The organism is Paenibacillus sp. 1781tsa1, assembly GCF_024159265.1.
Taxonomy (GTDB): Bacteria; Bacillota; Bacilli; order Paenibacillales; family Paenibacillaceae; genus Paenibacillus.
The window spans coordinates 66076-90996 of the sequence record NZ_JAMYWY010000001.1; the positions used below are offsets into that span (position 1 = coordinate 66076).

General features: G+C 48.6%; 20 protein-coding genes and 3 rRNA genes. 22 read left to right on the forward strand and 1 reads right to left on the reverse strand.

Annotated elements, in window-relative coordinates; genetic code table 11:
• Positions 1 to 249 precede the first annotated feature (249 nt).
• The 18 genes from nadA to NKT06_RS00400 all read left to right on the forward strand — a co-directional run bounded on the left by nadA (position 250) and on the right by NKT06_RS00400 (position 18077).
• Complete coding sequence (gene nadA / locus NKT06_RS00315) at positions 250 to 1188, forward strand: quinolinate synthase NadA (RefSeq protein ID WP_253428910.1); 939 nt, start codon at positions 250 to 252, stop codon at positions 1186 to 1188.
• A gap of 35 nt (positions 1189 to 1223) precedes the next feature.
• Complete coding sequence (nadB, locus tag NKT06_RS00320; RefSeq protein ID WP_253428912.1) at positions 1224 to 2858, forward strand: L-aspartate oxidase; 1635 nt, start codon at positions 1224 to 1226, stop codon at positions 2856 to 2858.
• Entirely contained in the window at positions 2855 to 3721 is an 867-nt protein-coding gene (nadC, locus tag NKT06_RS00325; RefSeq protein ID WP_253428914.1) for a carboxylating nicotinate-nucleotide diphosphorylase, read from the forward strand. Before nadB ends, nadC begins: the two co-directional genes overlap by 4 nt.
• A 6-nt stretch (positions 3722 to 3727) precedes the next feature.
• Positions 3728 to 4498: a type III pantothenate kinase gene (locus NKT06_RS00330; protein WP_026081372.1), complete on the forward strand. Its 771-nt coding sequence runs from the start codon at positions 3728 to 3730 to the stop codon at positions 4496 to 4498.
• Between the two features lie 73 nt (positions 4499 to 4571).
• Complete coding sequence (gene hslO, locus NKT06_RS00335; protein WP_253428916.1) at positions 4572 to 5492, forward strand: Hsp33 family molecular chaperone HslO; 921 nt, start codon at positions 4572 to 4574, stop codon at positions 5490 to 5492.
• Positions 5493 to 5515: 23 nt separating this feature from the next.
• Positions 5516 to 6466: a peptidyl-prolyl cis-trans isomerase gene (locus NKT06_RS00340; protein ID WP_253428918.1), complete on the forward strand. Its 951-nt coding sequence runs from the start codon at positions 5516 to 5518 to the stop codon at positions 6464 to 6466.
• Positions 6467 to 6811: 345 nt separating this feature from the next.
• Entirely contained in the window at positions 6812 to 7750 is a 939-nt protein-coding gene (cysK, locus tag NKT06_RS00345; protein WP_253428920.1) for a cysteine synthase A, read from the forward strand.
• Between the two features lie 139 nt (positions 7751 to 7889).
• Complete coding sequence (locus tag NKT06_RS00350) at positions 7890 to 9500, forward strand: anthranilate synthase component I family protein (RefSeq protein WP_253428922.1); 1611 nt, start codon at positions 7890 to 7892, stop codon at positions 9498 to 9500.
• 50 nt (positions 9501 to 9550) lie between these two features.
• Positions 9551 to 10126: an aminodeoxychorismate/anthranilate synthase component II gene (pabA, locus tag NKT06_RS00355; RefSeq protein WP_124118817.1), complete on the forward strand. Its 576-nt coding sequence runs from the start codon at positions 9551 to 9553 to the stop codon at positions 10124 to 10126.
• 1 nt (position 10127) lies between these two features.
• Entirely contained in the window at positions 10128 to 11012 is an 885-nt protein-coding gene (locus NKT06_RS00360) for an aminotransferase class IV (protein WP_253428923.1), read from the forward strand.
• Positions 11009 to 11872 carry a dihydropteroate synthase gene (gene folP / locus NKT06_RS00365; RefSeq protein WP_253428925.1) on the forward strand — a complete coding sequence of 288 codons (864 nt, stop codon included), beginning with the start codon at positions 11009 to 11011 and terminating at the stop codon, positions 11870 to 11872. The genes NKT06_RS00360 and folP overlap by 4 nt, the downstream gene beginning before the upstream one ends.
• Positions 11873 to 11988: 116 nt before the next feature.
• Positions 11989 to 12351, forward strand: coding sequence for a dihydroneopterin aldolase (gene folB / locus NKT06_RS00370; protein WP_150364151.1), 363 nt, complete (start codon positions 11989 to 11991; stop codon positions 12349 to 12351).
• Between the two features lie 9 nt (positions 12352 to 12360).
• Positions 12361 to 12909 (forward strand): 2-amino-4-hydroxy-6-hydroxymethyldihydropteridine diphosphokinase, encoded by a 549-nt coding sequence (folK, locus tag NKT06_RS00375; RefSeq protein WP_253428927.1) that lies wholly within the window; start codon positions 12361 to 12363, stop codon positions 12907 to 12909.
• A complete protein-coding gene (locus tag NKT06_RS00380; RefSeq protein WP_483311605.1) occupies positions 12870 to 13064 on the forward strand; it encodes a helix-turn-helix domain-containing protein in 195 nt (64 codons plus the stop codon). Before folK ends, NKT06_RS00380 begins: the two co-directional genes overlap by 40 nt.
• 96 nt (positions 13065 to 13160) lie before the next feature.
• Positions 13161 to 14180, forward strand: coding sequence for a tRNA dihydrouridine synthase DusB (gene dusB, locus NKT06_RS00385; RefSeq protein WP_253428931.1), 1020 nt, complete (start codon positions 13161 to 13163; stop codon positions 14178 to 14180).
• Positions 14181 to 14428: 248 nt separating this feature from the next.
• The gene (greA, locus tag NKT06_RS00390; protein WP_076216743.1) at positions 14429 to 14908 is read left to right on the forward strand and encodes a transcription elongation factor GreA; all 480 of its coding nucleotides are present in this window, start codon (positions 14429 to 14431) and stop codon (positions 14906 to 14908) included.
• Between the two features lie 116 nt (positions 14909 to 15024).
• Positions 15025 to 16536, forward strand: coding sequence for a lysine--tRNA ligase (gene lysS, locus NKT06_RS00395; protein WP_253428933.1), 1512 nt, complete (start codon positions 15025 to 15027; stop codon positions 16534 to 16536).
• 203 nt (positions 16537 to 16739) lie between these two features.
• Positions 16740 to 18077: a TrkH family potassium uptake protein gene (locus NKT06_RS00400; protein WP_253428935.1), complete on the forward strand. Its 1338-nt coding sequence runs from the start codon at positions 16740 to 16742 to the stop codon at positions 18075 to 18077.
• A gap of 88 nt (positions 18078 to 18165) precedes the next feature.
• On the opposite strand, the gene NKT06_RS00405 is transcribed toward NKT06_RS00400, so the two are convergent.
• Positions 18166 to 18756, reverse strand: a complete 591-nt coding sequence (locus NKT06_RS00405; protein WP_253428937.1) for a TetR/AcrR family transcriptional regulator — start codon at positions 18754 to 18756, stop codon at positions 18166 to 18168.
• 88 nt (positions 18757 to 18844) lie between these two features.
• Here NKT06_RS00405 and NKT06_RS00410 point away from each other — a divergent pair, with 88 nt between their 5' ends.
• From NKT06_RS00410 to rrf, 4 genes are all read left to right on the forward strand, one after another.
• Positions 18845 to 19396, forward strand: coding sequence for a hypothetical protein (locus NKT06_RS00410; RefSeq protein WP_253428939.1), 552 nt, complete (start codon positions 18845 to 18847; stop codon positions 19394 to 19396).
• A gap of 441 nt (positions 19397 to 19837) precedes the next feature.
• Positions 19838 to 21390 (forward strand): 16S ribosomal RNA (locus NKT06_RS00415).
• Positions 21391 to 21707: 317 nt separating this feature from the next.
• Positions 21708 to 24633, forward strand: a 23S ribosomal RNA gene (locus tag NKT06_RS00420).
• Between the two features lie 81 nt (positions 24634 to 24714).
• Positions 24715 to 24831 (forward strand): 5S ribosomal RNA (gene rrf / locus NKT06_RS00425).
• The 16S, 23S and 5S rRNA genes sit together here, the layout of an rRNA operon.
• Positions 24832 to 24921 lie beyond the last annotated feature (90 nt).

Sequence of the window (24921 nt, forward strand, 5' to 3'; positions counted from 1 at the left end):
GCTCTCTTTTTTTGTCCATTATTTTAAAAGAGGATAGATAAAGATAAACGGGAGTTAGATGGCGAACCAGTTAGCAAACAGGTGGTTAAGGCGCAGTACTGGGCCTTTTTCATTTATTGACAGAGTCGTGAACGTTGTGTAAATTAGTTGTTAAACCGCTTGTGATTCGTTTCTCAAGCGAAGTTAACGACTTAGGTTAGCCCTACGAAACAGCGCATGACGCTGTCCCGATAAAGGAGAGGATCACAGGTGGAAGCTCTGGCTTTAGAGCGCAAGGCTGAGATGAACCGCGAGCTGCGTGAGCGGCTGATGGAATTGAAGAAGGAACGTAATGCCATTATTCTTGCCCATTATTATCAACGTGATGAAGTACAGGAGGTTGCTGACTTCCGCGGAGATTCGTTTCTGTTAGCCCAGAAGGCAGCACAAACAGATGCCGATGTGATTGTTTTCTGTGGTGTTCATTTTATGGGTGAAAGCGCTAAAATTTTGGCGCCGAACAAAACAGTTATTATTCCGGATGAACGTGCGGGCTGCCCGATGGCAGATATGGTGAACGTGGATGGACTACGCAGATTGAAAGCACAACACCCTAACGCCAAGGTTGTTACTTATATCAATTCCTCGGCTGAGATTAAGGCTGAGACTGACATCTGTTGTACTTCAGCGAATGCGGTTCGGGTTATTCAATCAGTGGATTCCGACGAAATTATCTGGGTACCTGATAAAAATTTGGGACATTATGTGCAGCAGCATACAGACAAGAAAATGATTATCTGGGAAGGTTACTGCAACACGCATGATATGCTCACAGTCAAAGATGTGGTGGAAATGCGAGCCAAGCATCCAAATGCAGAGTTTGTTGTTCATCCAGAGTGTCGACCTGAGGTTGTAGAGATGGGTGATTTTGTAGGTAGCACAACAGCTATTCTGGAGTATTGCAAAAATTCATCAGCGAAGGAATTTATCGTAGGTACCGAAGATGGTACAGGATATCAGCTTCGTCTGGATAGTCCGGATAAACAGTTCCACTTTGCTACCAAGTTTCTTGTATGTCCCAATATGAAGGTGAACAACTTGAAGAAACTGGTGAAATGCCTGGAAACGATGAAGCCGCAAATCTACGTGCCACCGGCTGTTGCCGACAAAGCCAGAGAATCACTAGAGCGCATGTTGTTGGTAAAATAGGATGCGCTACTCTTGCTCCAAGACAGGTGAATAACATGATACCGCAATATTTAGTTGATTTTGATCTGTCTGCGCTACCCATGGTAGAGACGGATGTATTGGTTATAGGCTCAGGGATTGCTGGTTTGTTTACTGCCATTAAGGCAAGTGAACAACAACGTGTATTAATGATCACGAAGAAGTCATTACTTGAAAGTAACACCAGATATGCGCAGGGAGGAATCGCTGCGGTTATTGCTGAGGATGATTCACCTGCATACCACTTGCAGGACACACTTGTTGCAGGAGCGGGCTTATGCCGCTCCGAGGCGGTAGAGGTATTGGTGAATGAGGGTCCGGACGGAGTGAAGGAACTGATTCGTTTAGGTACTTTGTTTGATCTGGAGAACGGCGAGTTGGCATTGACGCAGGAAGGTGCGCATAGCCACCGCCGTATTTTGCATGCCAACGGGGATGCCACGGGATATGAGATTGTACGTGCACTTGCTGTCGAAGTGAATGAGCATCCTGGGATTGAAGTATGGGATGAGCATTTTGTTGTTGACCTGATTACAGAGCGAGGGGAATGCATTGGCGCACTGGTTCAGAAGGATGACGGATCGCAAGTATTCGTGAAGGCACAGGCAACCGTTCTTTGCTCTGGTGGGGCAGGACAATTATACCGATACACAACGAACCCCGACGTAGCTACTGCCGATGGTGTAGCGATGGCTTATCGGGCTGGTGCTATCGTGCGTGACATGGAATTCATCCAATTTCATCCCACCTCTCTTTGTTACCCGGGGGCCCCGCGTTTTCTTGTGTCAGAAGCAGTACGCGGCGAAGGAGCATATCTGCGCAATGTGAAGGGCGAACGCTTCATGGATCGTTATCATGCCCAGCTTGAACTAGCACCACGCGATATCGTGGCACGAGCGATTGTTAGTGAGATGGAGTCCACCAACAGTACCTTTGTGTATTTGGACATTACGCATGAACAGCCAGAGATGATCAAGCATCGGTTCCCTACCATATATGAGACTTGTATGCGTTATGGATTAGACATGACAACGGACTGGATTCCCGTTGCACCTGCTGCCCATTACATGATGGGTGGAGTGAAAACGGATTTGAGTGGAGAGAGCAGCATCTCTCGATTATTTGCTTGTGGCGAGGTGTCTTCTACAGGAGTACATGGAGCTAACCGCCTGGCAAGCAACTCTTTATCAGAAGCGATTGTATTTGGGCGGAGAATTGTTGATCGTATTCAATCTCTTCCTCAGCTTGGTTCATTACAAGTAAGAGCGGGTGCGCCTTCATCTGGAACCATGAATAGCAAGATCAACAAGATCATGGAAGAGCAAAAGCCGATATCCGAAAGACGCTTACGATTACAGAAAATGATGGTTCGTCAGGTAGGCTTGCGCCGGAAAGGTGAGGACCTGCAGAAGGCCATGGACAAGTTGCAACAGGAATTGCAATTTTTTGATCAGACACTCACTCATAAGGAAGAGCTGGAGTATGCCAATCTTCTGACCTGTGCCTGGTTAGTTACAAGCGGAGCATTACACCGCGAGGAGAGTCGGGGGGCTCACTATCGTGAGGATTTCCCGGCACGTGATGATAACGTGTGGCAGAAGCATAGTCTGCAGCAGCGAGAACAAGCGATTGTGGAGGAATTGATGTCATGATACTGAACGGATATAATGAAGGGCTTATCGAATCAATCAAAAACTGGCTTCGTGAAGATGTTGGTGCAGGCGACGTTACAACGAGTGTGACGATCCCAGCAGGCAACCAATCCAAGGCCATTATACACGCCAAAGACAATGGTATTATTGCAGGCATGACTGTGGCTGAGCTGGTATTTCAGGTCGTTGATCCCGATCTTGTATTTACACCCAAGGTAACAGACGGAGACAAGGTTACCCACGGCACGATTTTGGCCGAGGTAGAGGGAAGTACACATTCACTGCTTACGGGGGAACGTTTGGCACTCAATTTGCTGCAACGTATGTCCGGAATTGCTACGCGTACGCGTGCCTACGTAGATGTGCTGGATGGTCTTGAGACCAGGCTCGTGGATACACGTAAGACAACGCCGGGTCACCGATTACTTGAGAAATACGCAGTGCGCGTGGGTGGCGGAGCGAATCATCGATTTGGACTGTACGATGCTGTTATGATTAAGGATAACCACATCAAGGGTGCAGGCGGAATCACCGAGGCGGTACAGCGTGCCAGAACTGTTATTCCACATACGATGACAATTGAAGTGGAGACTGAAAATCTGGAGCAGGTGAGAGAAGCCTTGCAAGCCGGGGCAGATATCATTATGCTGGATAACATGCATCCAGAGCGGATGCGTGAAGCGGTTGAGCTTATACGTGAACAGGCTCCTCATGTGAAGGTTGAAGCATCCGGTAACGTATCCCTCCAGACCATTCGTGGTATTGCAGAGAGTGGTGTGGATGTAATTTCGGTTGGCAGGTTAACCTATTCTTTTGAGAGCCTGGATATCAGCCTGGATTTAAATGAAAAGAAAGAGGGGTGAACCCCTTTGATTCTAGTTGTAGACGTGGGGAACAGCAATATGGTGCTCGGTGTATATCAAGGCCGGGAATTGCTGCACCACTTTCGTCTGAGTACATCCCGTCAGTCAACAGTGGATGAATACGGCGTATTGATTTATAATTTATTTCATATGTCCGGCATCAGGGCAAGTGACATCGAAGGTGTCATCATCTCATCTGTGGTTCCGCCACTGGTGAATGTCATCGAAGCGATGTGTGAGAAATATGTAGGCAAAAAAGCTTTACTCGTCGGGCCTGGCATCAAAACTGGCTTGAACCTGCGATACGAGAACCCTCGTGAAGTGGGTGCAGATCGTATTGTTAATGCAGTGGCAGCCGTTGAGAAATATGGCGGCCCTCTCGTTGTGGTCGATTTCGGTACCGCAACGACTTTTGACTGTATTGACGAGAAAGGTCACTACCTGGGGGGAGCTATTGTACCTGGCATTCAGATCGCCACTGAAGCGCTCTATGAGCGGGCATCCAAGCTGCCGCGTATAGAGCTGGAGAAACCTAAAAAGGTCATTGGCCGTAATACTATTCATGCCATGCAAGCAGGTATTATATTTGGCTATGCAGGGCAGGTAGACGGTATTGTAGAACGCATTCGCGAGGAGATGGGTGCGAAGCCCAGAGTTATCGCGACGGGTGGTCTCGCTACACTTATCGCAGAAGAAACCCGTAGTATAGAGGAAGTTGATCCGCTGCTTACGCTTGAAGGGCTGCGTATTATATATGAGCGGAACCGGGAAAGGTGAGCATAGAGACGGCATACAGCGGGCTGAGATTACAGCTTAAGTGTTGTGCCGTTTTTTCTGTGTTACGACTATTATGGCGATACGCCAAAGGAGGCTGAATGACTTGGAAAACAACAACAAGCATGACCGGTTAATTCGTGGTACAGCAATGAATGGAAAGGTAAGAGCCTTTGCTGTCCAAACTACAGAACTGGTTGAGGAACTACGCAGAAGACATGATACGTTTCCCACGGCTACAGCTGCCATGGGGCGTACGGTTACAACAGCAGCCATTATGGGTGCAATGCTCAAAGGTGAAGAGAAGTTAACGGTACAAGTCAACGGCGATGGGCCAATCGGACAGATTGTAGCCGATGCCAATGCCAAAGGCGAAGTACGAGGATATGTTTCTAATCCGCATGTACATCTGCCAAGCAATAGTGTGGGGAAACTGGACGTTGCCGGCGCGGTTGGAACGGAAGGTTTCATTAACATAACGAAGGATCTGGGATTGAAAGAGCCATATCGTGGCAGTGTGCCTATTATTTCAGGAGAACTGGGTGAAGACTTCACGTACTACTTTGCTCAATCGGAGCAAACACCTTCTGCTGTAGGCGTTGGTGTGCTCGTTGATACAGATAATTCAGTTATTGTCGCAGGCGGATTCATTATGCAACTGTTGCCGGGATTGACAGATCAAGAGATCACGGCGATCGAAAACGCCATCAGTACGTTGCCGCCAGTGACGACGTTACTGGAGCAGGGGCTTGAATTGGAAGAGTTGCTTCGCCGATTGTTGCCAGATGTACAAGTGATGGAAGGATTGGATATTCATTTTAGCTGTGAGTGTTCACGTGAGCGGGTAGAGAAGACGCTAATCAGTCTGGGCCAAACGGAGATGGAGCAATTAATTGAAGAAGAGGGCCGAGCTGAAGTCGTTTGCCAATTCTGTAATGAAGCCTATGACTTTAACAAAGAACAACTTGAGACCATCCTAGAGCAAGCCAAGAACTGATCTATGCGGGGACGGGATGCGGAATGACAAGACAGGAAAAAGGGTTGTGGACGGCTGTCATTGTCTTGACGCTGGGCATGCTGGTCATGGGTACGGTGATGGCTATGCATGGTCTCAGACAGGGCAAAGACGAGGCAGATGCATCCCATGATGCCAATACGGAAGAAGGAAGCACCGTAGCGACGATCAACGGAGAAGTGATCACGGATAAAGAGTGGACCGATGCGCTAAAACGACGTTACGGCAGTGAGTTATTACTTCAGATGTTAAACCGTAAAGCAGTATACGCCGAAGCAATTGAACGCAAGCTGATCGTCACTCCCCAAGAGATTGCAAGAGAACTTGCGGCCGCGATGGATGGGTACGATTCAGAGAAAGCGTATTATGACGAAATGAAGTCTCAATTGGGCCTGTCGAAACAGGAACTTGAATTGGAAGCCGGCTATAGACTGCTGCTGGAGAAAATCGCAACGATCGGCATACAGATCAAGGATGCAGATATTGAGCATTACTGGACTGAACACCGTGAGGATTACGTTTCCCCTGAGAAATATGACTTGTCCATCATCGTAGTGAAGGAAGAAGAGGAAGCCGATTCCTTACTGGATGCGTTGGAGAAGGGGGAAGACTTTGAAGAAGCTGCCCGCAGGCAATCGACAGACAGCTTCTCTCGTGATGCTGGTGGCAGGCTGGGCTGGATTGAGCGGAATGATCCATTCCAGCCAAAAGAACTCCTTCAACTCGCTGCCGGGCTGGATGTAGGCGATATTGCCGGTCCGGTTCGAGTGGAAGAAGGTTATGCAATTATCAGACTCAATGATAAAGAAGACCAACAGGTGCAATCGGCCGAAGAGGTCCGTGAGGAGATTCGAATGCAGCTGGCTCTGAGTCAGGCAGATCCCTTGCCACAGGTGGAGCAAATGCTGCGTAACAAGTATGAAGCCGTAATCCTGTCCGAGATTCCTGCCTCCTGATTTCAATGGAAAAGATTGTATCACGCTGCTGCATCTTGATAAAAATACTCTGTCTGCGGTCTTAGGGCCGAAGGCAGAGTATTTTTTTGAGTACTCATATTGACAATAAGGGTTAACGTTGATAAGATGAAAATAATAAATACCTACTCGTTTACTCGGATATAAAAGCTTTACTTATGAACAAAGAAACTTTCGGAAACCTTCACCCTGTCTAGAAATCTTAGCAGTAAGGGATGGGAGCAATAGGATTTCCGCAGTTCTTCTATAACATCCCAGAGGCTATCGGCCGCACAGTATAGGTTAACAGGACTCAAGTTTTATTCATCCACTAAGGAGGGCATTCATATGGCTAAAGTAGTTAATAACGTAACAGAACTCATCGGAGGTACTCCGCTTGTTCGTCTGAACCGTATCGTACCTGAAGGCAGTGCTGAAGTATTCGTGAAGCTGGAGTATCAGAATCCAGGTTCAAGCGTGAAAGACCGTATCGCAATTAGCATTGTGGAAGAAGCGGAAAAAGAAGGCAAGCTGAAACCAGGTGATACCATTATCGAAGCAACAAGTGGTAACACGGGAATCGGACTCGCGATGGTGGCTGCAGCCAAAGGCTACAAGTCCGTTATTGTAATGCCTGAGACGATGAGCTTGGAGCGTCGCAACTTGCTTCGTGCGTATGGTGCTGAGCTTGTGCTTACACCTGGAGCTGAAGGTATGAACGGTGCTGTTAAAAAAGCCGAAGAACTGCTGAAAGAAAACCCATCTTATTTCATGGCTGAGCAATTTAAAAATAAAGCCAACGTGAAGATCCACCGTGAAACGACTGGCCCTGAGATTGTTGAAGCAATTCAATCTGTGGGTGGTACGTTGGATGCTTTCGTTGCAGGAATTGGTACAGGCGGAACAATTACAGGTACAGGCGAAGTGCTGAAAGAAGCTTTCCCTGGTATTAAAATTGTTGCAGTTGAACCAGCTGCTTCGCCAATTCTCGCAGGCGGCAAACCAGGACCTCATAAGATTCAAGGAATTGGTGCCAACTTTATTCCTGAGATCCTCGACCAGGAAATTTATGATGAGATCATCCACATTGAGAATGATGATGCATTCGAGACGGCTCGTCAGGTAGCGAAGGAAGAGGGTATCCTATCCGGTATTTCTTCCGGTGCAGCGATCCGTGCAGGTCTTCAGGTTGCGAAACAATTGGGCGCGGGCAAACGCGTTGTTGTAATCGTGCCAAGTAACGGCGAACGTTACCTCAGCACACCGCTTTACAACTTCGAAGGCTAAGCCTACAAATGACAAAACCAATCCTCCTTGCCCGCTGACGGGTATGGAGGATTTTTGGCGTAATGCTTTTAAAAGGAGCGGCGCTTTAGTATACTATCAGACAATAGAACTAGCGACAGATGGAGGGCGGCACACCGCAATGACACACCTGATGACAACATACGCCGACTGGATGGAGTGGGCTGAGCAAGGCTGGACCATGTTGCCCTATATCACCAAGTCGGATGAGGGGCCGTATCATGGCGGTTTACCGTTATCGTGGGAGGCAGCCTGGGAACAGGCGTCACCATACGCAATGGTGTTGGAGAATGGCAAAGGCGGAAGATATACATTTCTGGGACTAGACCCCGTATCCGTTATTTCCGGGAAGGGTCAGGAAGCGGTTATTCGCAATGTTCCGGAAGGGACCACCTCGACGGACAGCGGCAAGCCGCTTGATGTATTGAAGAGATGGACAGCCCCTTATCGTGCACCTAAAGTTACTGGAGCTCCAGACTTTGGGGGTGGATACGCAGGTTATCTCAGCTATGATGTGGCGAGATCGTTGGAGAAGCTTCCAGCCTTGGCTGAAGATAACCCGGCTCTGCCGGATTATTGGTGGATGCGTTTTGAAGAAATATGGGCGTATGACCATCAGCAAGAGGCACTTTTCTGCATGGTTCACCTGGCTATAGAACCTAATCTGAACGAAACCGATGTCCGTGGTCTATATGCAGTAGCCGAGGCACGGGCGATAGCGATGCAGCAACGATGGCTTCATATTATGGGGGTTGCACAGGCCGAGGAACAAATGCAGGCACTGGAACGCCGCAACAAGCAGGTCAATCGTACACCGCAGCCTGAAGATGCGGCAAGGGAATCCGAAGGGTGGGCGACCTCCTTCCCACAGGAGGACTTTGAACAGGCTGTACGCACAGTACAGGAATATATCAGACAGGGCGATGTGTTCCAGGTGAATCTGTCCTTGAGACAGGAAAAGCGGCTTCATTCGAGCGCTGAGCATATTTATGAATGGTTGCGCCTCGTGAATCCATCACCGTATATGGGTATGCTTCGTAGTCCAGACTTTCAACTGGTAAGCGGATCTCCCGAACTTCTGGTCAAAGTGGAGAACGGTAAAGTCAGTGCACGTCCCATCGCGGGGACCCGAAGAAGGGGCCGTGATGAGGCAGAGGATAAGGCTATGGCGGATGAACTGCTGGGTAGTGAGAAGGAACGGGCGGAGCATATTATGCTCGTCGATCTGGAACGTAACGATATCGGACGGATTGCAGCCTACGGTTCGGTTCATGTGCCTGAATTGATGACCATCGAGAAGTATTCCCATGTCATGCATCTCGTTTCCCAGGTGGAAGGCAGACTGGCAGAAGGGTTATCCGTATTTGATGTGATTGCTGCGACATTCCCGGGTGGAACGATTACAGGAGCGCCCAAAGTCCGCACCATGGAGATTATTGAGGAGCTTGAGCCTGTGCGTCGTGGACCTTATACGGGTTCCATCGGGTGGATAGATTACAGTGGAAATATGGAATTGAACATCGTCATTCGTACCCTTGCCATTAAGGATGGTATTGGTTATGTACAAGCCGGTGCAGGCATTGTCATTGATTCCGATCCATATCGGGAATACAAGGAATGCCGCAACAAGGCAAGAGCGATGATGAGAGCTGTGAATTACAGCGAAGAGGCAGAAGCAAGCAGAGCTATTGAACAAGAACAAGCGGAGCGAACAGAAGCGATTAAAAAATAAAACGAAGCAACCGTCATTTGCATTGACGGAAGATGAGGAGGAGCAGGCATATGATACTGGTTATCGATAATTACGATTCCTTCACGTACAACCTGGTTCAATATCTTGGTGAACTGGGCGAGACGGTGGAAGTTCGCCGCAACGACGAGATTGATTTGGCAGGCATAGAGGCACTGGCACCTGATCATATTCTGATCTCTCCGGGTCCTTGTACACCAAATGAAGCGGGCATTAGCCTGGCGGTCATCGAGCATTTCAAGGGAAGCATTCCGATCTTTGGTGTTTGTCTGGGGCATCAGTCCATTGGACAAGCGTTTGGCGGCAATGTCATTCGTGCAGAGCGCATGATGCACGGCAAAACATCCGAGATGCACCATAATGGAACATCCGTATTTGCCGGATTGCCATCCCCATTTACAGCTACCCGTTATCACTCCCTCATTGTAGAGCGCAGCAGCCTGCCCGACTGCCTGGAGATTACAGCGGAGACAGCTGAAGGTGAAATTATGGGTTTGCGCCACAAAGAATATGCGATTGAAGGGGTTCAATTCCACCCGGAATCCATTATTACAGACCATGGTCATCAGATGCTTCGCAACTTCCTGTCCCAACAGGTGAAGGTATAATATGCAATATGCCGCGATAAACGGAGAGTTGGTCAATATGGCGGCAGCCGTGGTTCCTGTAACGGATCACGGCTTTTTGTACGGACTTGGATTGTTCGAGACGTTTCGCACCTATCAGGGTGTCCCATTTCTTTTGGAACGGCATCTGGAGCGCATGGCCTCGGGGTGTAAGGAACTTGGCATTCCTTTTACAACGACCGCGGCAGAGGTGACAGATTGGATTCAACGTTTGATGCAGGCGAACGGACTTCAAGATGCGTACGTGCGATATACGGTATCCGCGGGTGAAGCGCCGCTAGGTTTACCTTCTGGTGATTATTCGAAGCCAAATCATATTTTACTGGCAAAAGCATTACCTGAACCCACTCCGTCTTTATATGAAAGTGGCAAAATGCTTCAACGGTTGTCTACGCCACGCAACACGCCCGAAGGTGAAATCCGGTTCAAGTCACTGCATTACATGAACAGCATTCTGGCGAAACGGGAGCTCAACGGGTATGGGCAGGATGTGCAGGGTGCAGAAGGTCTACAATTAACCCGTGATGGGCATGTCGCTGAGGGTATTGTCAGCAATGTATTTTGGATACGGGAAAATGTGCTCTACACGCCAGCACTCTCAACCGGCATTCTGCCGGGCATCACGAGAGCCGTGGTACTTGAAATTGCCACGCAGCAAGGAATTCCTTGCATAGAAACGTTAGCTGCTTGGGAGGACCTCCTGCAAGCAGATGAAATATTTCTAACAGGCTCAGTTGCCGAACTGGTTCCGGTTACGACTCTGCGGGATCAGGATGGATTCGAAACGATAATCAGCAACGGACATATAGGCCCGGTTACAACAGTCCTTCTGGGTATGTACCGGCAGAAAGCGGGGTATACTTCATGACACTTACACCTGTCATCTATGAACGGAACTATGCATGGGGGCCAGCTGAGTTGAAGCTGGGTGCAAGAACACAGGTTATGGGCATCCTTAACGTCACGCCTGACTCATTCTCGGATGGTGGACGGTATACCAACGTGGAGCGGGCGGTTGCACATGCCATGCAGATGATGGAGGACGGGGCGGACTTGATTGATATCGGCGGGGAGTCCACTCGGCCAGGTTCAAAGGTAGTGGGCGCCGATGAAGAGCTGAGCCGGATCATTCCGGTTATTGAAGCATTGCATCAGCAAGCCCCGCACATTCCAATATCGGTAGACACGTATAAGGCCGATGTTGCGCGTCAAGCTATTCTAGCCGGTGCCCATATCATTAATGATGTGTGGGGTGCCAAGGCAGATCCAGATATGGCACGCACGGCAGCAGAGCTGGGGTGTCCCCTTATTCTGATGCATAATCGGCAGGAGCGAGACTATACCGATTATTTGAGTGATGTGGTGAGCGATTTGCAGGAGAGCATTCAAATTGCGCTGGGAGCCGGCGTGAAAGCAGATCAGATTATCCTGGACCCAGGCATTGGATTTGTGAAGGATCTCGCAGAAAATCTGACTCTCATGTCATCGCTCGGTTTACTCAATGAAATGGGTTATCCGGTTCTGCTAGCCACCTCACGCAAAAGATTCATCCAGAACACTCTGGATGTTGGTGCCGATGATGCGTTGGAAGGAACGGCAGCGACCGTTGCCTTTGGCATTGCCCAAGGCTGCCAGATGGTTCGGGTTCATGATGTGAAGTCGATTCGGCGGACGGCAGACATGTGTGATGCCATGTTATATGCTTCTCCGGGTATACGGAGGAAATAATTCTGACGGGTCCAAGTGACCCGTCAGTGGAAGCGCAGCGTTTTTCAAAAGGCGAAGCGAAGGGATAACTTCAAATAGATTAGGATTTCAATATATATAGAGGGCAGGCGGATCGTATGGATAGAATGGTCATGCATCGAATGGAGTATTACGGATATCACGGTGTATTTGCCGAGGAGCGGAAGCTAGGGGCACGTTATTATATTGATCTGGAGATTGACATGGACCTCGGTGAGGCTGGACGTAACGATGATCTGACCAAAACGATCAATTATGCGGAGATCCATGAGCTGGTAAAACAGATTGTAGAGAATAAATCATTCCAGTTAATTGAAGCTTTGGGCGAACATATTGCATCTTCTTTACTAGACACTTATACTATTATCAATGCATTGACAGTCAAGGTGACGAAGCCACATCCGCCATTCGATATTCATTTTGAGGGCGTAACGGTAGAGCTTCGCCGCACAAGAAAGTGAGAACCGATCATGATTGCACATTCGACCTCTGAATCTTCAGAGGCTTATATTGCTTTAGGGGCCAATTTGGGTGACCGGGAACAGACGTTGCTTGAAGCGTTGTCTTTGCTCGATGAACACCCTCATATATCCGTTCTGCGTTGTTCAGCGCTATATGAGACGGAACCTGTAGGATATGTAGATCAGCCTGCGTTTCTGAATATGGCAGTCGCCGTACAGGTGATGCTGACACCGGAGCAGTTGCTTACGGAATTACTGGATATCGAGAACCGGCTTGGCCGTGTTCGTGATATTCGCTGGGGACCGCGCACTGTTGATCTGGATCTGCTCTGGATGCAGGGTGAGACGCGAGATACCGAATTGCTTCAACTGCCTCATCCCCGTATGGGAGAGCGGGCTTTTGTACTGGTGCCACTGTCGGATATCGTACCGGAGGACGAGGTTTCAGGTTTGTATACCTTTGTACACTCATCGTTGTCTGTACTGGATGGAAAGGATGGAATACAGCTTTGGAAAACATGCAATTGGCCAATCGAATCCGGGCATTCCGGAAGCTGAAAGGTTTAACACAACATGAACTTGCTGCCGAGACCGGCATCTCGCTGGCCATTCTGGGAACTATTGAGCGGGGGAACCGTAAGGTATCACAGCAAGAGCTGGATCGAATTGCTGGTGTGCTGGCAATCAGTGTCGAGGAGTTACAGGGTAACTAGGACCGTTTCGGTTTTGTCATGCTATAACAATAGAGATATCGATCGAACCATAATCGTTGATTTATATAGAATTGTAAAAGGAGTGAAACGACTACCGTGCTTAACATTGGTGGCATTGAAATGAAAAATCAGGTCGTACTTGCGCCGATGGCTGGCGTATGTAATCCGGCTTTTCGATTAATCGCAAAAGAATTCGGAACAGGCCTCGTATGTGCGGAGATGGTAAGTGGCAAAGCCATTGTCCATGGCAACCAGCGTACACGGGAGATGTTGTTTGTAGATGAGCGTGAGAAACCGCTGAGCCTTCAGATCTTCGGTGGTGATCGTGACTCACTCGTAGAAGCAGCCAAAATTGTAGACAAAGAAACCAATGCAGACATCATCGACATTAACATGGGATGCCCTGTGCCAAAGGTAACGAAATGTGATGCAGGTGCACGTTGGTTGCTAGATCCGAACAAGATCTATGAGATGGTATCTGCTGTAGTCGATGCGGTTGAGAAGCCTGTGACGGTCAAGATGCGTATCGGCTGGGATAATGAGCATATCTTCGCGGTTGAGAATGCGCTCGCGGTTGAACGTGCGGGCGGACAGGCGGTAAGTGTGCACGGCCGTACGCGTGAGCAACTCTATACAGGCACAGCTGATTGGTCACACATCAAAGATGTAAAAGAAGCTGTCTCTATTCCAGTGATCGGAAACGGTGATGTCCATACACCAGAGGATGCACGCCGTATGCTGGATGAAACGGGTTGTGACGGAGTTATGATTGGTCGTGCCGCCCTGGGTAACCCCTGGATGCTGTATCGTACCATTCAATACTTAAGCACGGGTGAATTGCTTCCAGACCCGAATGGCGAAGAGAAGATCCGTGTTGCCATCCTGCATATGGATCGCCTGATTGCATTGAAGAATGAGACGGTTGCCGTACGCGAGATGCGTAAACATCTGGCTTGGTATCTGAAAGGCTTGAAAGGATCTGCCCGTATCAAGGATGTTATTATGGAAGGCACCAAGCGGGATGAGATGGTACAGATTCTGGAGAACTTTGTGAGTCAGCTGAAAAGCGAAGGTAATCTGGAGTCAGAACCGGTAGTTGCCGGAAGTGCATCGTAATTAAGGTTGGCTTAAAACGTTTACAGCTACAGATGACGTAACATTGACTTTTCGAGATCGTTCCCCTATACTTTCACAGTATAAATTCGCCATGTGCGTTAATTAAAGGCTAGTCATCAGGAGGAATATTCTATTTCTCTGGAGAACTTCATATAGTTTTGAAGATGTATGCGGGCGGAGCTATGTAATTACCACTGATTCCGTTGCCGTACAATCAAATTATTCCCATGACAGGAGAATCGGTTGAGATGAGCGACAAGGAAGTTATCCTTACACCAGAGGGACTTAAGAAGCTGGAAGAAGAACTGGAAACATTGAAATCAGTGAAGCGCCGCGAAGTGGCTGAACGGATTAAGGTAGCCATCGGGTATGGAGATATCAGTGAGAACTCTGAATACGAAGATGCCAAGAACGAACAGGCTTTCATTGAAGGTCGTATTATTACTTTGGAGAAAATGCTTCGGAACGCACGCATTATTAACAGTGATGAGATTGACACCGATGTCGTGAGTGTAGGTGCAACAGTTACTGTGGAAGATTTGGAATTCGGCGACATCACAGAATATACAATTGTAGGTTCTGCTGAATCAAACCCGCTTCAGAACAAGATTTCCAACGAAAGCCCTGTCGGTAAAGCGATCTTGGGCAAGAAAAATGGTACAGTTGTTGATGTAAGTGTGCCTGCTGGCGTAATTCAATATAAAATTGTAGATATTAAAAAGCTATAGTAACGAAGCAGTTGGGCACGGTAAACAAAAGCTTCCTTAGGGAAGCTTTTTCAACATTTGAGGAAGAGTGTCCTCAAGCGATGCCTGCAATGTAAATAAGGAGATGAATATAGATCATGACGGATGAAGTCTTGAATCAGGAAACCGAACTTAGCGAGCTTTTACAAATTCGCCGTGACAAATTGGACGAGCTCCGCAAATTGGGAATCGATCCTTTTGGCCAAAAATACGTACGTAACGAAGAAGCCGGCTCCATTCTGAAAAAGTATGAAGAACTGACCAAGGAAGAGCTGGAAGAGAAGCACATCGAAGTCAGTATTGCCGGACGAATTATGGCGAAGCGGGGAATGGGTAAAGCAAGCTTTGCACATATTCAGGACCTGAGCGGCAGAATCCAGATCTATGTTCGTCAGGATACCGTGCCTGAGGACAAGTATGCGGCATTCAGCCTGCTGGACCTTGGCGATATCGTTGGGGTAACTGGCGTGATCTTTAAGACCAAAACAGGTGAAACTTCTGTCAAAGTTAAAGACCTTGAAGTGCTGTCCAAATCGCTTTATCCGCTTCCGGACAAATTCCATGGTCTCACTGACGTAGAGCTGCGTTACCGCCAGCGTTATGTTGACCTGATTATGAGCCCGGACGTACAACAGACCTTTATCGCACGTTCCAAAATCATTCAATCGATGCGTCGTTACCTGGATTCCCTTGGATATCTGGAAGTGGAGACACCTACGTTGCATACCATCGCAGGAGGAGCTGCAGCACGTCCGTTCATCACGCACCACAATGCGCTGGATATGGAATTGTACATGCGGATTGCGATTGAGCTTCACCTGAAACGTCTGATTGTTGGCGGACTGGAGAAGGTATATGAGATCGGCCGTGTATATCGGAACGAAGGCATGTCCACACGTCACAATCCAGAATTTACAATGATTGAGTTGTATGAGGCATATGCAGACTACAAGGATATTATGCAATTGACGGAGAACCTGGTAGCTCATATTGCACAGGAAGTGCTGGGTACGCAAGTGATCCAGTATGGAGACCATGAAGTAGATCTTACGCCGCAGTGGCGTCGTGTTACGATGGTGGATGCAGTTAAGGAAGTTGTGGGCGTAGACTTCTCCGTACATATGACGGATGAGGAAGCACATAGCTTGGCGAAGGAACATAAGGTTCCGGTTGAAAAACATATGACATTTGGTCATATTCTGAACGCGTTCTTTGAGGAATTTGTGGAAGAGACGTTGATTCAACCGACATTCATCACGGGACACCCTCTTGAAATCTCACCGCTGGCGAAGAAAAACGATGTAGACCCGCGCTTCACGGATCGCTTCGAATTGTTCATCGTTGGACGCGAGCACGCCAATGCGTTCACAGAGCTGAATGATCCAATCGATCAACGTCAGCGCTTTGAAGCACAGATGCTGGAGAAAGAACATGGGAACGACGAAGCTCATGAGATGGATGACGACTTCATCCGTGCGCTCGAATATGGTATGCCACCAACAGGCGGATTGGGAATCGGGGTTGATCGTCTGATCATGTTGCTTACCAACTCCCCTTCGATTCGTGACGTACTGCTCTTCCCGCACATGCGTCCTCGTACGCAAGATTAAATAAGGAACGTATCATACGTTCATAATAGAAGAGGAACCTGCCGTTCAGTATCATGCTGGGGCAAGTTCCTCTTTAGGTTTACATAGGCGCTAAAATAAAGTTTGTCAGAACGCCGTGTTCTCAGCACGCCATTATGGTGGAACTGCGTCTGTGATTTAAGTTAGACCAACCTGTTCGTATTTTGTTAAAAGAGGTGCCCTTCATGAAGTTCAGGCTTCACTTTGCCAAATTCTTATCTCCCCCGTTAATCCTGGTCGGTGGTTTTCTGCTTATTATTGCGATTGGAACAGTGCTTCTCATGTTGCCAATCTCCAACCAAAGTGGTGAGCATCTGGCGTTTATTGACGCGCTCTTTACATCAACCTCTGCCGCATGTGTGACAGGACTTGTCGTTGTGGATGTAGGGACCACCTTTAATTTGTTTGGTCAGATCGTCATTATGGTATTAATGCAGCTCGGTGGACTCGGCTTCATGACCATGGCTACTCTCTTTGCGCTAGTTTTGGGCAAGCGAATCTCACTTAAGGACAGGCTATTACTCAAAGAGGCCATTAATGCAGACAGTATGGAAGGGATCGTACGTATTATCCGCAAGGTGCTGATTTTCTCCTTTACCATTGAAGGGGTGGCTGCTTTCATACTGGCGCTGCGTTGGGCAACAGAGATGCCATTGGGTCAGGCTGTATACTATGGGATATTTCATTCCGTTTCATTGTTTAATAATGGCGGATTTGATCTGTTCGGCAACAGCTTTCAATACTATACCGGAGACTGGATATTCAACTTGACTGCTTCCGTGCTCGTTATCTCTGGTGGACTAGGTTTTGTTGTGTTAAATGATCTGTTTGAGTATCGCAAACGCCGTCGTCTATCCCTACAGTCGAAACTGGTGCTGTCTGTGTCGGGAGCGCTGATTGGTATAGGAGCGGTTGTGTTGTTTGTTTTCGAATTTACCAATGGACATACACTGGCTTCACTCACCTGGAGCGAGAAGATCTATGCGTCCTTCTTCCAGTCGGTCTCTACACGTTCGTCTGGGACGAGTACCATTGATATTACGGAGATGAGGCAGGCTACCCAATTCTTCTTCATCCTGCTGATGTTTATTGGGGCATCCCCGGGATCGACCGGGGGCGGAATCAAGACGACTACATTCCTGATCATGATTGGTGCAGTGTATGCCATGATTCGTGGGAATAAGGATATCGTGTTTTTCCGCCAACGTGTTCCGAAGGAGCTGCTGATGAGAGCATTGACCATTATTATGGTTTCGCTGATCATATTCATGATTGTGGTAATGCTTCTACTTACGACCGAGGATGCACCATTCCTCTCACTGATGTTTGAAGCTGCATCTGCAATCGGTACCGTGGGGCTTTCCGTGGGCGTGACGGATGAGTTGACCAATTGGGGAAAAATCATTATTACCTTTACCATGTTTGTAGGTCGGATTGGGCCACTAACCATCGCGTACGCCCTTCGTCCGCGCAAAGAGAAAAAACTGTATCGTCATCCCGAGGGCCGGATCATTATCGGATAAAAAGAAAAACCGTCAGACATTCAGAACTAACTCTACTGTTATCGTAACAGGGTTTAGTCATAACGAATGTACTGCGGTTTTTTTTGGTTTAACGGCACAAGGAAGCAAGATGCAAGCTGAGAATATCATCCATGAGCTTGGCATTCATCTGATCAGGTCTAAGCACAGTATGGATACCCAAGCCATCCACGAGTGCATACAATCTTTCAATCTCAAGTTTAATATCAAGATCTGGTCTGGTAAGATCTTGTTCGATCAGGTGAGTGATAACATAGCCTACAGCCTGTCTGAGTTCATCATACACTGTATCGGCAAGTTCTTTGAGCGTAGAATCGGTTTTGGATCTGGCTGTAAAAGCGTACCACACCTCCATTTCGGCCAGTTTTTCATCTGTGTTTGGTAATAACTCGAGTAATAAGCATTTCATATTATCCACGGGAGATCCGGAGAAGGACATGTGTTGGATTCGTTTGGATACCCGTTCGGATACCAGATTCATGGCATATAGTAGTAGTTCCGACTGAGTGGAAAAGTAGTGACGCATTGAACCGACCGAAATTCCTGCTTCTTCAGCGATATTTCGAACAGAGGCTTGTTCCATGCCATCTCTTCGTATAATACGCCAAGCTGCCTCGGCCACGAGCACACGCTGTTTATCATGATCAACAATTTTAGGCATATGAACATTATATCATTGTTGATTATTATGATACAAATGTGCTAAATTGTATTTAATACATTCGTATTATAAAAAGGGGGGTTAACAGATGATTGGTTATTTCATTATAGGATGTGAGATTGCCTTTTGGGTGTTTGTGTTTGCGGGTCTAAGTGTCAGGTATCTTCTTGGCATGAAAAGGTTAGGCATTGGTCTACTGATGGCAACACCAATAGTGGATCTGTTGTTGCTGGTGGCCACTGTGATAGATCTTCAGCGTGGAGCTACAGCGAGCATGATTCATGGTATTGCTGCGGTGTATATCGGAGTAAGTATCGCCTATGGTCATCAGATGATCGCTTGGGCGGATCGATACTTCCTATATTGGTTCAAAGGCGGAGAGAATCCTCGTAGCAACAAGTTATATGGCAGAGAACATGCGAGTCGTGAGCGTAGTGGATGGTTTAGACATCTTTTGGCATGGACAATAGGCAGTGCATTTCTATTCGCCATGATATGGTGGATTGGGAATGCTGAACGTACAGCCGTCTTCTATAATCTGATTAAAATGTGGGGAATCATAATCGGAATCGATTTTCTGATAAGCTTTAGCTATAGTTTATGGCCAAGAAAAGTTCCTGCTAGGAATGTTAAACAATAAAATTCAAATGGATGTGCATACGAATTTGCTAAAAAGGGAGAATACCCTATATACGTTCTAAACGTATCGTTTTAATGATTGATAATATTTGAAAAAAAGACTTGCAATCAAAATATGTACATGGTATATTCTAATTCCGGCCAAGAAAACACAGTTACACGGTGCGGCAAGCGAATGAAATAAGCTTCGAAAGAAACTTGAAAAAAAGAGCTTGCAAAGTTGGTTCGGATGTGATAAGATATAAAAGTTGCTGAAGAGAGCGACATTCGGTAGCGAAATGAGTTTGATCTTTGAAAACTGAACAACGAGTGAGTAAAACATTCTGCTTGCAGAATGAACGCGAAAGTTTGAAACAAGCCTTGGCTTGGATCGACTGGAGCACACAATTGAGATTTTTAATCTCGTCAGATTCAAAATGAGCTTATCGCTCTTTTCAATACTTTATTGGAGAGTTTGATCCTGGCTCAGGACGAACGCTGGCGGCATGCCTAATACATGCAAGTCGAGCGGACTTGAAGAGAAGCTTGCTTCTCTGATGGTTAGCGGCGGACGGGTGAGTAACACGTAGGCAACCTGCCCTCAAGTTTGGGACAACTACCGGAAACGGTAGCTAATACCGAATAATTGTTTTCTTCGCCTGAAGGAAACTGGAAAGACGGAGCAATCTGTCACTTGGGGATGGGCCTGCGGCGCATTAGCTAGTTGGTGGGGTAACGGCTCACCAAGGCGACGATGCGTAGCCGACCTGAGAGGGTGATCGGCCACACTGGGACTGAGACACGGCCCAGACTCCTACGGGAGGCAGCAGTAGGGAATCTTCCGCAATGGGCGAAAGCCTGACGGAGCAATGCCGCGTGAGTGATGAAGGTTTTCGGATCGTAAAGCTCTGTTGCCAGGGAAGAACGCTTGGGAGAGTAACTGCTCTCAAGGTGACGGTACCTGAGAAGAAAGCCCCGGCTAACTACGTGCCAGCAGCCGCGGTAATACGTAGGGGGCAAGCGTTGTCCGGAATTATTGGGCGTAAAGCGCGCGCAGGCGGTCATTTAAGTCTGGTGTTTAATCCCGGGGCTCAACCCCGGATCGCACTGGAAACTGGGTGACTTGAGTGCAGAAGAGGAGAGTGGAATTCCACGTGTAGCGGTGAAATGCGTAGATATGTGGAGGAACACCAGTGGCGAAGGCGACTCTCTGGGCTGTAACTGACGCTGAGGCGCGAAAGCGTGGGGAGCAAACAGGATTAGATACCCTGGTAGTCCACGCCGTAAACGATGAGTGCTAGGTGTTAGGGGTTTCGATACCCTTGGTGCCGAAGTTAACACATTAAGCACTCCGCCTGGGGAGTACGGTCGCAAGACTGAAACTCAAAGGAATTGACGGGGACCCGCACAAGCAGTGGAGTATGTGGTTTAATTCGAAGCAACGCGAAGAACCTTACCAGGTCTTGACATCCCTCTGACCGGTACAGAGATGTACCTTTCCTTCGGGACAGAGGAGACAGGTGGTGCATGGTTGTCGTCAGCTCGTGTCGTGAGATGTTGGGTTAAGTCCCGCAACGAGCGCAACCCTTGATCTTAGTTGCCAGCACTTCGGGTGGGCACTCTAAGGTGACTGCCGGTGACAAACCGGAGGAAGGTGGGGATGACGTCAAATCATCATGCCCCTTATGACCTGGGCTACACACGTACTACAATGGCCGGTACAACGGGCTGTGAAGCCGCGAGGTGGAACGAATCCCAACAAAGCCGGTCTCAGTTCGGATTGCAGGCTGCAACTCGCCTGCATGAAGTCGGAATTGCTAGTAATCGCGGATCAGCATGCCGCGGTGAATACGTTCCCGGGTCTTGTACACACCGCCCGTCACACCACGAGAGTTTATAACACCCGAAGTCGGTGGGGTAACCGCAAGGAGCCAGCCGCCGAAGGTGGGATAGATGATTGGGGTGAAGTCGTAACAAGGTAGCCGTATCGGAAGGTGCGGCTGGATCACCTCCTTTCTATGGAGAATCGTTTCCTGTAACGGAAACATTCAAATAAAATCTAGCCAGGTCGGCTAGTTACTCACTCGTTGCTCAGTTTTGAGAGCTCAAACTCTCAAACAGCTTGCTTTTGCATGGAGCTTGTTCTTTGAAAACTAGATATCGAAACGAAAGTAAATGCGAATTAGAACATTCCTTTAAGCTGATCTTGTGCAAACAAGTGAAGTGTTTATAAGGTAGATAATTGCTTTTGCGATGGTATCGAGTGGGAGCGACTTTTGGCTTTGGACGTAGTCCAAAACAAGGGAAGCGAGCGATCGAAACCGGAGCAATTTGGTTAAGCTACTAAGAGCACACGGAGGATGCCTAGGCGCTAGGAGCCGATGAAGGACGTGGCGAACAACGAAACTGCCTCGGGGAGCTGTAAGCAAGCTTTGATCCGGGGGTGTCCGAATGGGGAAACCCAGCTGGGGTAATTTCCAGTTACTCATAACTGAATACATAGGTTATGTAGAGGCATACCAGGGGAACTGAAACATCTAAGTACCCTGAGGAAGAGAAAACAATAGTGATTCCGTCAGTAGCGGCGAGCGAACGCGGAGAAGCCCAAACCAGAGAGCTTGCTCTTTGGGGTTGTGGGACGTCTCACATGGAGTTACAAAGGAACCGGTTAAGCGAAGAGGTCTGGAAAGGCCCGCCAAAGAAGGTAAAAGCCCTGTAGTTGAAAGTCTGTTCCCTCCGAGACGGATCCCGAGTAGTGCGGGGCACGTGAAACCCCGTATGAATCCGGCAGGACCATCTGCCAAGGCTAAATACTTCCTAGCGACCGATAGTGAAGCAGTACCGTGAGGGAAAGGTGAAAAGCACCCCGGAAGGGGAGTGAAATAGAACCTGAAACCGTGTGCTTACAAAAAGTCAGAGCCCGTTTTAGGGGTGATGGCGTGCCTTTTGTAGAATGAACCGGCGAGTTACGTTCCCGTGCAAGGTTAAGGTGAAGAGCCGGAGCCGCAGCGAAAGCGAGTCTGAATAGGGCGATGTAGTACGTGGACGTAGACCCGAAACCGGGTGATCTACCCCTGTCCAGGGTGAAGGTGCGGTAACACGCACTGGAGGCCCGAACCCACGCACGTTGAAAAGTGCGGGGATGAGGTGGGGGTAGCGGAGAAATTCCAATCGAACTCGGAGATAGCTGGTTCTCCCCGAAATAGCTTTAGGGCTAGCCTCGGAAAACAGAGTCGTGGAGGTAGAGCACTGATTGGGTGCGGGGCCCGCAAGGGTTACCAAGCTCAGTCAAACTCCGAATGCCATAGACTTACTTCCGGGAGTCAGACAGTGAGTGCTAAGATCCATTGTCAAAAGGGAAACAGCCCAGACCATCAGCTAAGGTCCCCAAGTGTGTGTTAAGTGGGAAAGGATGTGGAGTTGCACAGACAACCAGGATGTTGGCTTAGAAGCAGCCACCATTGAAAGAGTGCGTAATAGCTCACTGGTCGAGTGACTCTGCGCCGAAAATGTAACGGGGCTAAACACACCACCGAAGCTATGGCTTGATGCTTTGCATCAGGGGTAGGGGAGCGTTGTATAAGGGTTGAAGGTGTACCGTAAGGAGCGCTGGACATTATACAAGTGAGAATGCCGGTATGAGTAACGAAAAGATCAGTGAGAATCTGATCCGCCGAAAGCCTAAGGGTTCCTGAGGAAGGCTCGTCCGCTCAGGGTAAGTCGGGACCTAAGGCGAGGCCGAAAGGCGTAGTCGAAGGACAACAGGTCGAAATTCCTGTACCACCGTAAGCCGTTATGAGCAATGGGGGGACGCAGTAGGGTAGTGACGCGGACTGATGGATGTCCGTCTAAGCAGTAAGGCTGATGTGTAGGCAAATCCGCACATTGTAAGGCTGAGCTGTGATGGGGAGCGAAAATTGTAGTAGCGAAGGTCATGATCTCACACTGCCAAGAAAAGCCTCTAGCCAGGTGAAGGTGCCCGTACCGCAAACCGACACAGGTAGGCGAGAAGAGTATTCTAAGGCGCGCGGAAGAACTCTCGTTAAGGAACTCGGCAAAATGACCCCGTAACTTCGGGAGAAGGGGTGCCCCGGTAGTGTGAATAGCACGAGGGGGCCGCAGTGAAAAGGCCCAAGCGACTGTTTAGCAAAAACACAGGTCTGTGCGAAGCCGTAAGGCGAAGTATACGGGCTGACGCCTGCCCGGTGCTGGAAGGTTAAGGGGAGTGGTTAGGAGCAATCCGAAGCTGTGAACCGAAGCCCCAGTAAACGGCGGCCGTAACTATAACGGTCCTAAGGTAGCGAAATTCCTTGTCAGGTAAATTCTGACCCGCACGAATGGCGTAACGACTTGGGCGCTGTCTCAACGAGAGATCCGGTGAAATTTTAATACCTGTGAAGATGCAGGTTACCCGCGACAAGACGGAAAGACCCCATGGAGCTTTACTGCAGCTTGATATTGAATTTGGGTACGATCTGTACAGGATAGGTGGGAGCCTTTGAAGCAGGAGCGCAAGCTTCTGTGGAGGCAACGTTGGGATACCACCCTGATCGTATCTAGGTTCTAACCTGGTACCGTAATCCGGTGCGGGGACAGTGTCAGGTGGGCAGTTTGACTGGGGCGGTCGCCTCCTAAAGAGTAACGGAGGCGCCCAAAGGTTCCCTCAGAATGGTTGGAAATCATTCGAAGAGTGCAAAGGCATAAGGGAGCTTGACTGCGAGACCTACAAGTCGAGCAGGGACGAAAGTCGGGCTTAGTGATCCGGTGGTACCGCATGGAAGGGCCATCGCTCAACGGATAAAAGCTACCCTGGGGATAACAGGCTTATCTCCCCCAAGAGTCCACATCGACGGGGAGGTTTGGCACCTCGATGTCGGCTCATCGCATCCTGGGGCTGAAGTAGGTCCCAAGGGTTGGGCTGTTCGCCCATTAAAGCGGTACGCGAGCTGGGTTCAGAACGTCGTGAGACAGTTCGGTCCCTATCTGTCGTGGGCGTAGGAAATTTGAGAGGAGCTGTCCTTAGTACGAGAGGACCGGGATGGACGTACCGCTGGTGTACCAGTTGTTCCGCCAGGAGCACCGCTGGGTAGCTATGTACGGACGGGATAAACGCTGAAAGCATCTAAGCGTGAAGCCCCCCTCAAGATGAGATTTCCCAGTATGTAAGACCCCTTGAAGACGACGAGGTAGATAGGCTGGGGGTGGAAGTGCAGCAATGCATGGAGCTGACCAGTACTAATCGGTCGAGGGCTTATCCAATTGCAAGTGATAATTCGCATCTTTCGTTTCGAATCTAGTTTTCAGAGAACAACAACTCTGAAATGTAAGCTGAGCTATGCGTTTGGTGGCGATGGCGGAGGGGTTCCACACGTACCCATCCCGAACACGACCGTTAAGCCCTCTAGCGCCGATGGTACTTGGACCGCAGGGTCCTGGGAGAGTAGGATGCCGCCAAGCAAAGAACCACTGCCGATGTTATTCGGTGGTGGTTTTTATTTGTATATAAATGAATAGTGAGGTATAAAAAAAGCCTGAAAACGGAAACTT

Bases quoted from the DNA above. Each gene is read 5' to 3' on its own strand.
- nadB (WP_253428912.1), top strand. From the start codon at position 1,224: ATGATACCGCAATATTTAGTTGATTTTGATCTGTCTGCGCTACCCATG.
- nadC (WP_253428914.1), top strand. From the start codon at position 2,855: ATGATACTGAACGGATATAATGAAGGGCTTATCGAATCAATCAAAAAC.
- hslO (WP_253428916.1), top strand. From the start codon at position 4,572: ATGGCGATACGCCAAAGGAGGCTGAATGACTTGGAAAACAACAACAAG.
- NKT06_RS00340 (WP_253428918.1), top strand. From the start codon at position 5,516: ATGACAAGACAGGAAAAAGGGTTGTGGACGGCTGTCATTGTCTTGACG.
- cysK (WP_253428920.1), top strand. From the start codon at position 6,812: ATGGCTAAAGTAGTTAATAACGTAACAGAACTCATCGGAGGTACTCCG.
- NKT06_RS00350 (WP_253428922.1), top strand. From the start codon at position 7,890: ATGACACACCTGATGACAACATACGCCGACTGGATGGAGTGGGCTGAG.
- pabA (WP_124118817.1), top strand. From the start codon at position 9,551: ATGATACTGGTTATCGATAATTACGATTCCTTCACGTACAACCTGGTT.
- NKT06_RS00360 (WP_253428923.1), top strand. From the start codon at position 10,128: ATGCAATATGCCGCGATAAACGGAGAGTTGGTCAATATGGCGGCAGCC.
- folP (WP_253428925.1), top strand. From the start codon at position 11,009: ATGACACTTACACCTGTCATCTATGAACGGAACTATGCATGGGGGCCA.
- folB (WP_150364151.1), top strand. From the start codon at position 11,989: ATGGATAGAATGGTCATGCATCGAATGGAGTATTACGGATATCACGGT.
- folK (WP_253428927.1), top strand. From the start codon at position 12,361: ATGATTGCACATTCGACCTCTGAATCTTCAGAGGCTTATATTGCTTTA.
- NKT06_RS00380 (WP_483311605.1), top strand. From the start codon at position 12,870: ATGCAATTGGCCAATCGAATCCGGGCATTCCGGAAGCTGAAAGGTTTA.
- greA (WP_076216743.1), top strand. From the start codon at position 14,429: ATGAGCGACAAGGAAGTTATCCTTACACCAGAGGGACTTAAGAAGCTG.
- lysS (WP_253428933.1), top strand. From the start codon at position 15,025: ATGACGGATGAAGTCTTGAATCAGGAAACCGAACTTAGCGAGCTTTTA.
- NKT06_RS00400 (WP_253428935.1), top strand. From the start codon at position 16,740: ATGAAGTTCAGGCTTCACTTTGCCAAATTCTTATCTCCCCCGTTAATC.
- NKT06_RS00405 (WP_253428937.1), bottom strand. From the start codon at position 18,756: ATGCCTAAAATTGTTGATCATGATAAACAGCGTGTGCTCGTGGCCGAG.
- NKT06_RS00410 (WP_253428939.1), top strand. From the start codon at position 18,845: ATGATTGGTTATTTCATTATAGGATGTGAGATTGCCTTTTGGGTGTTT.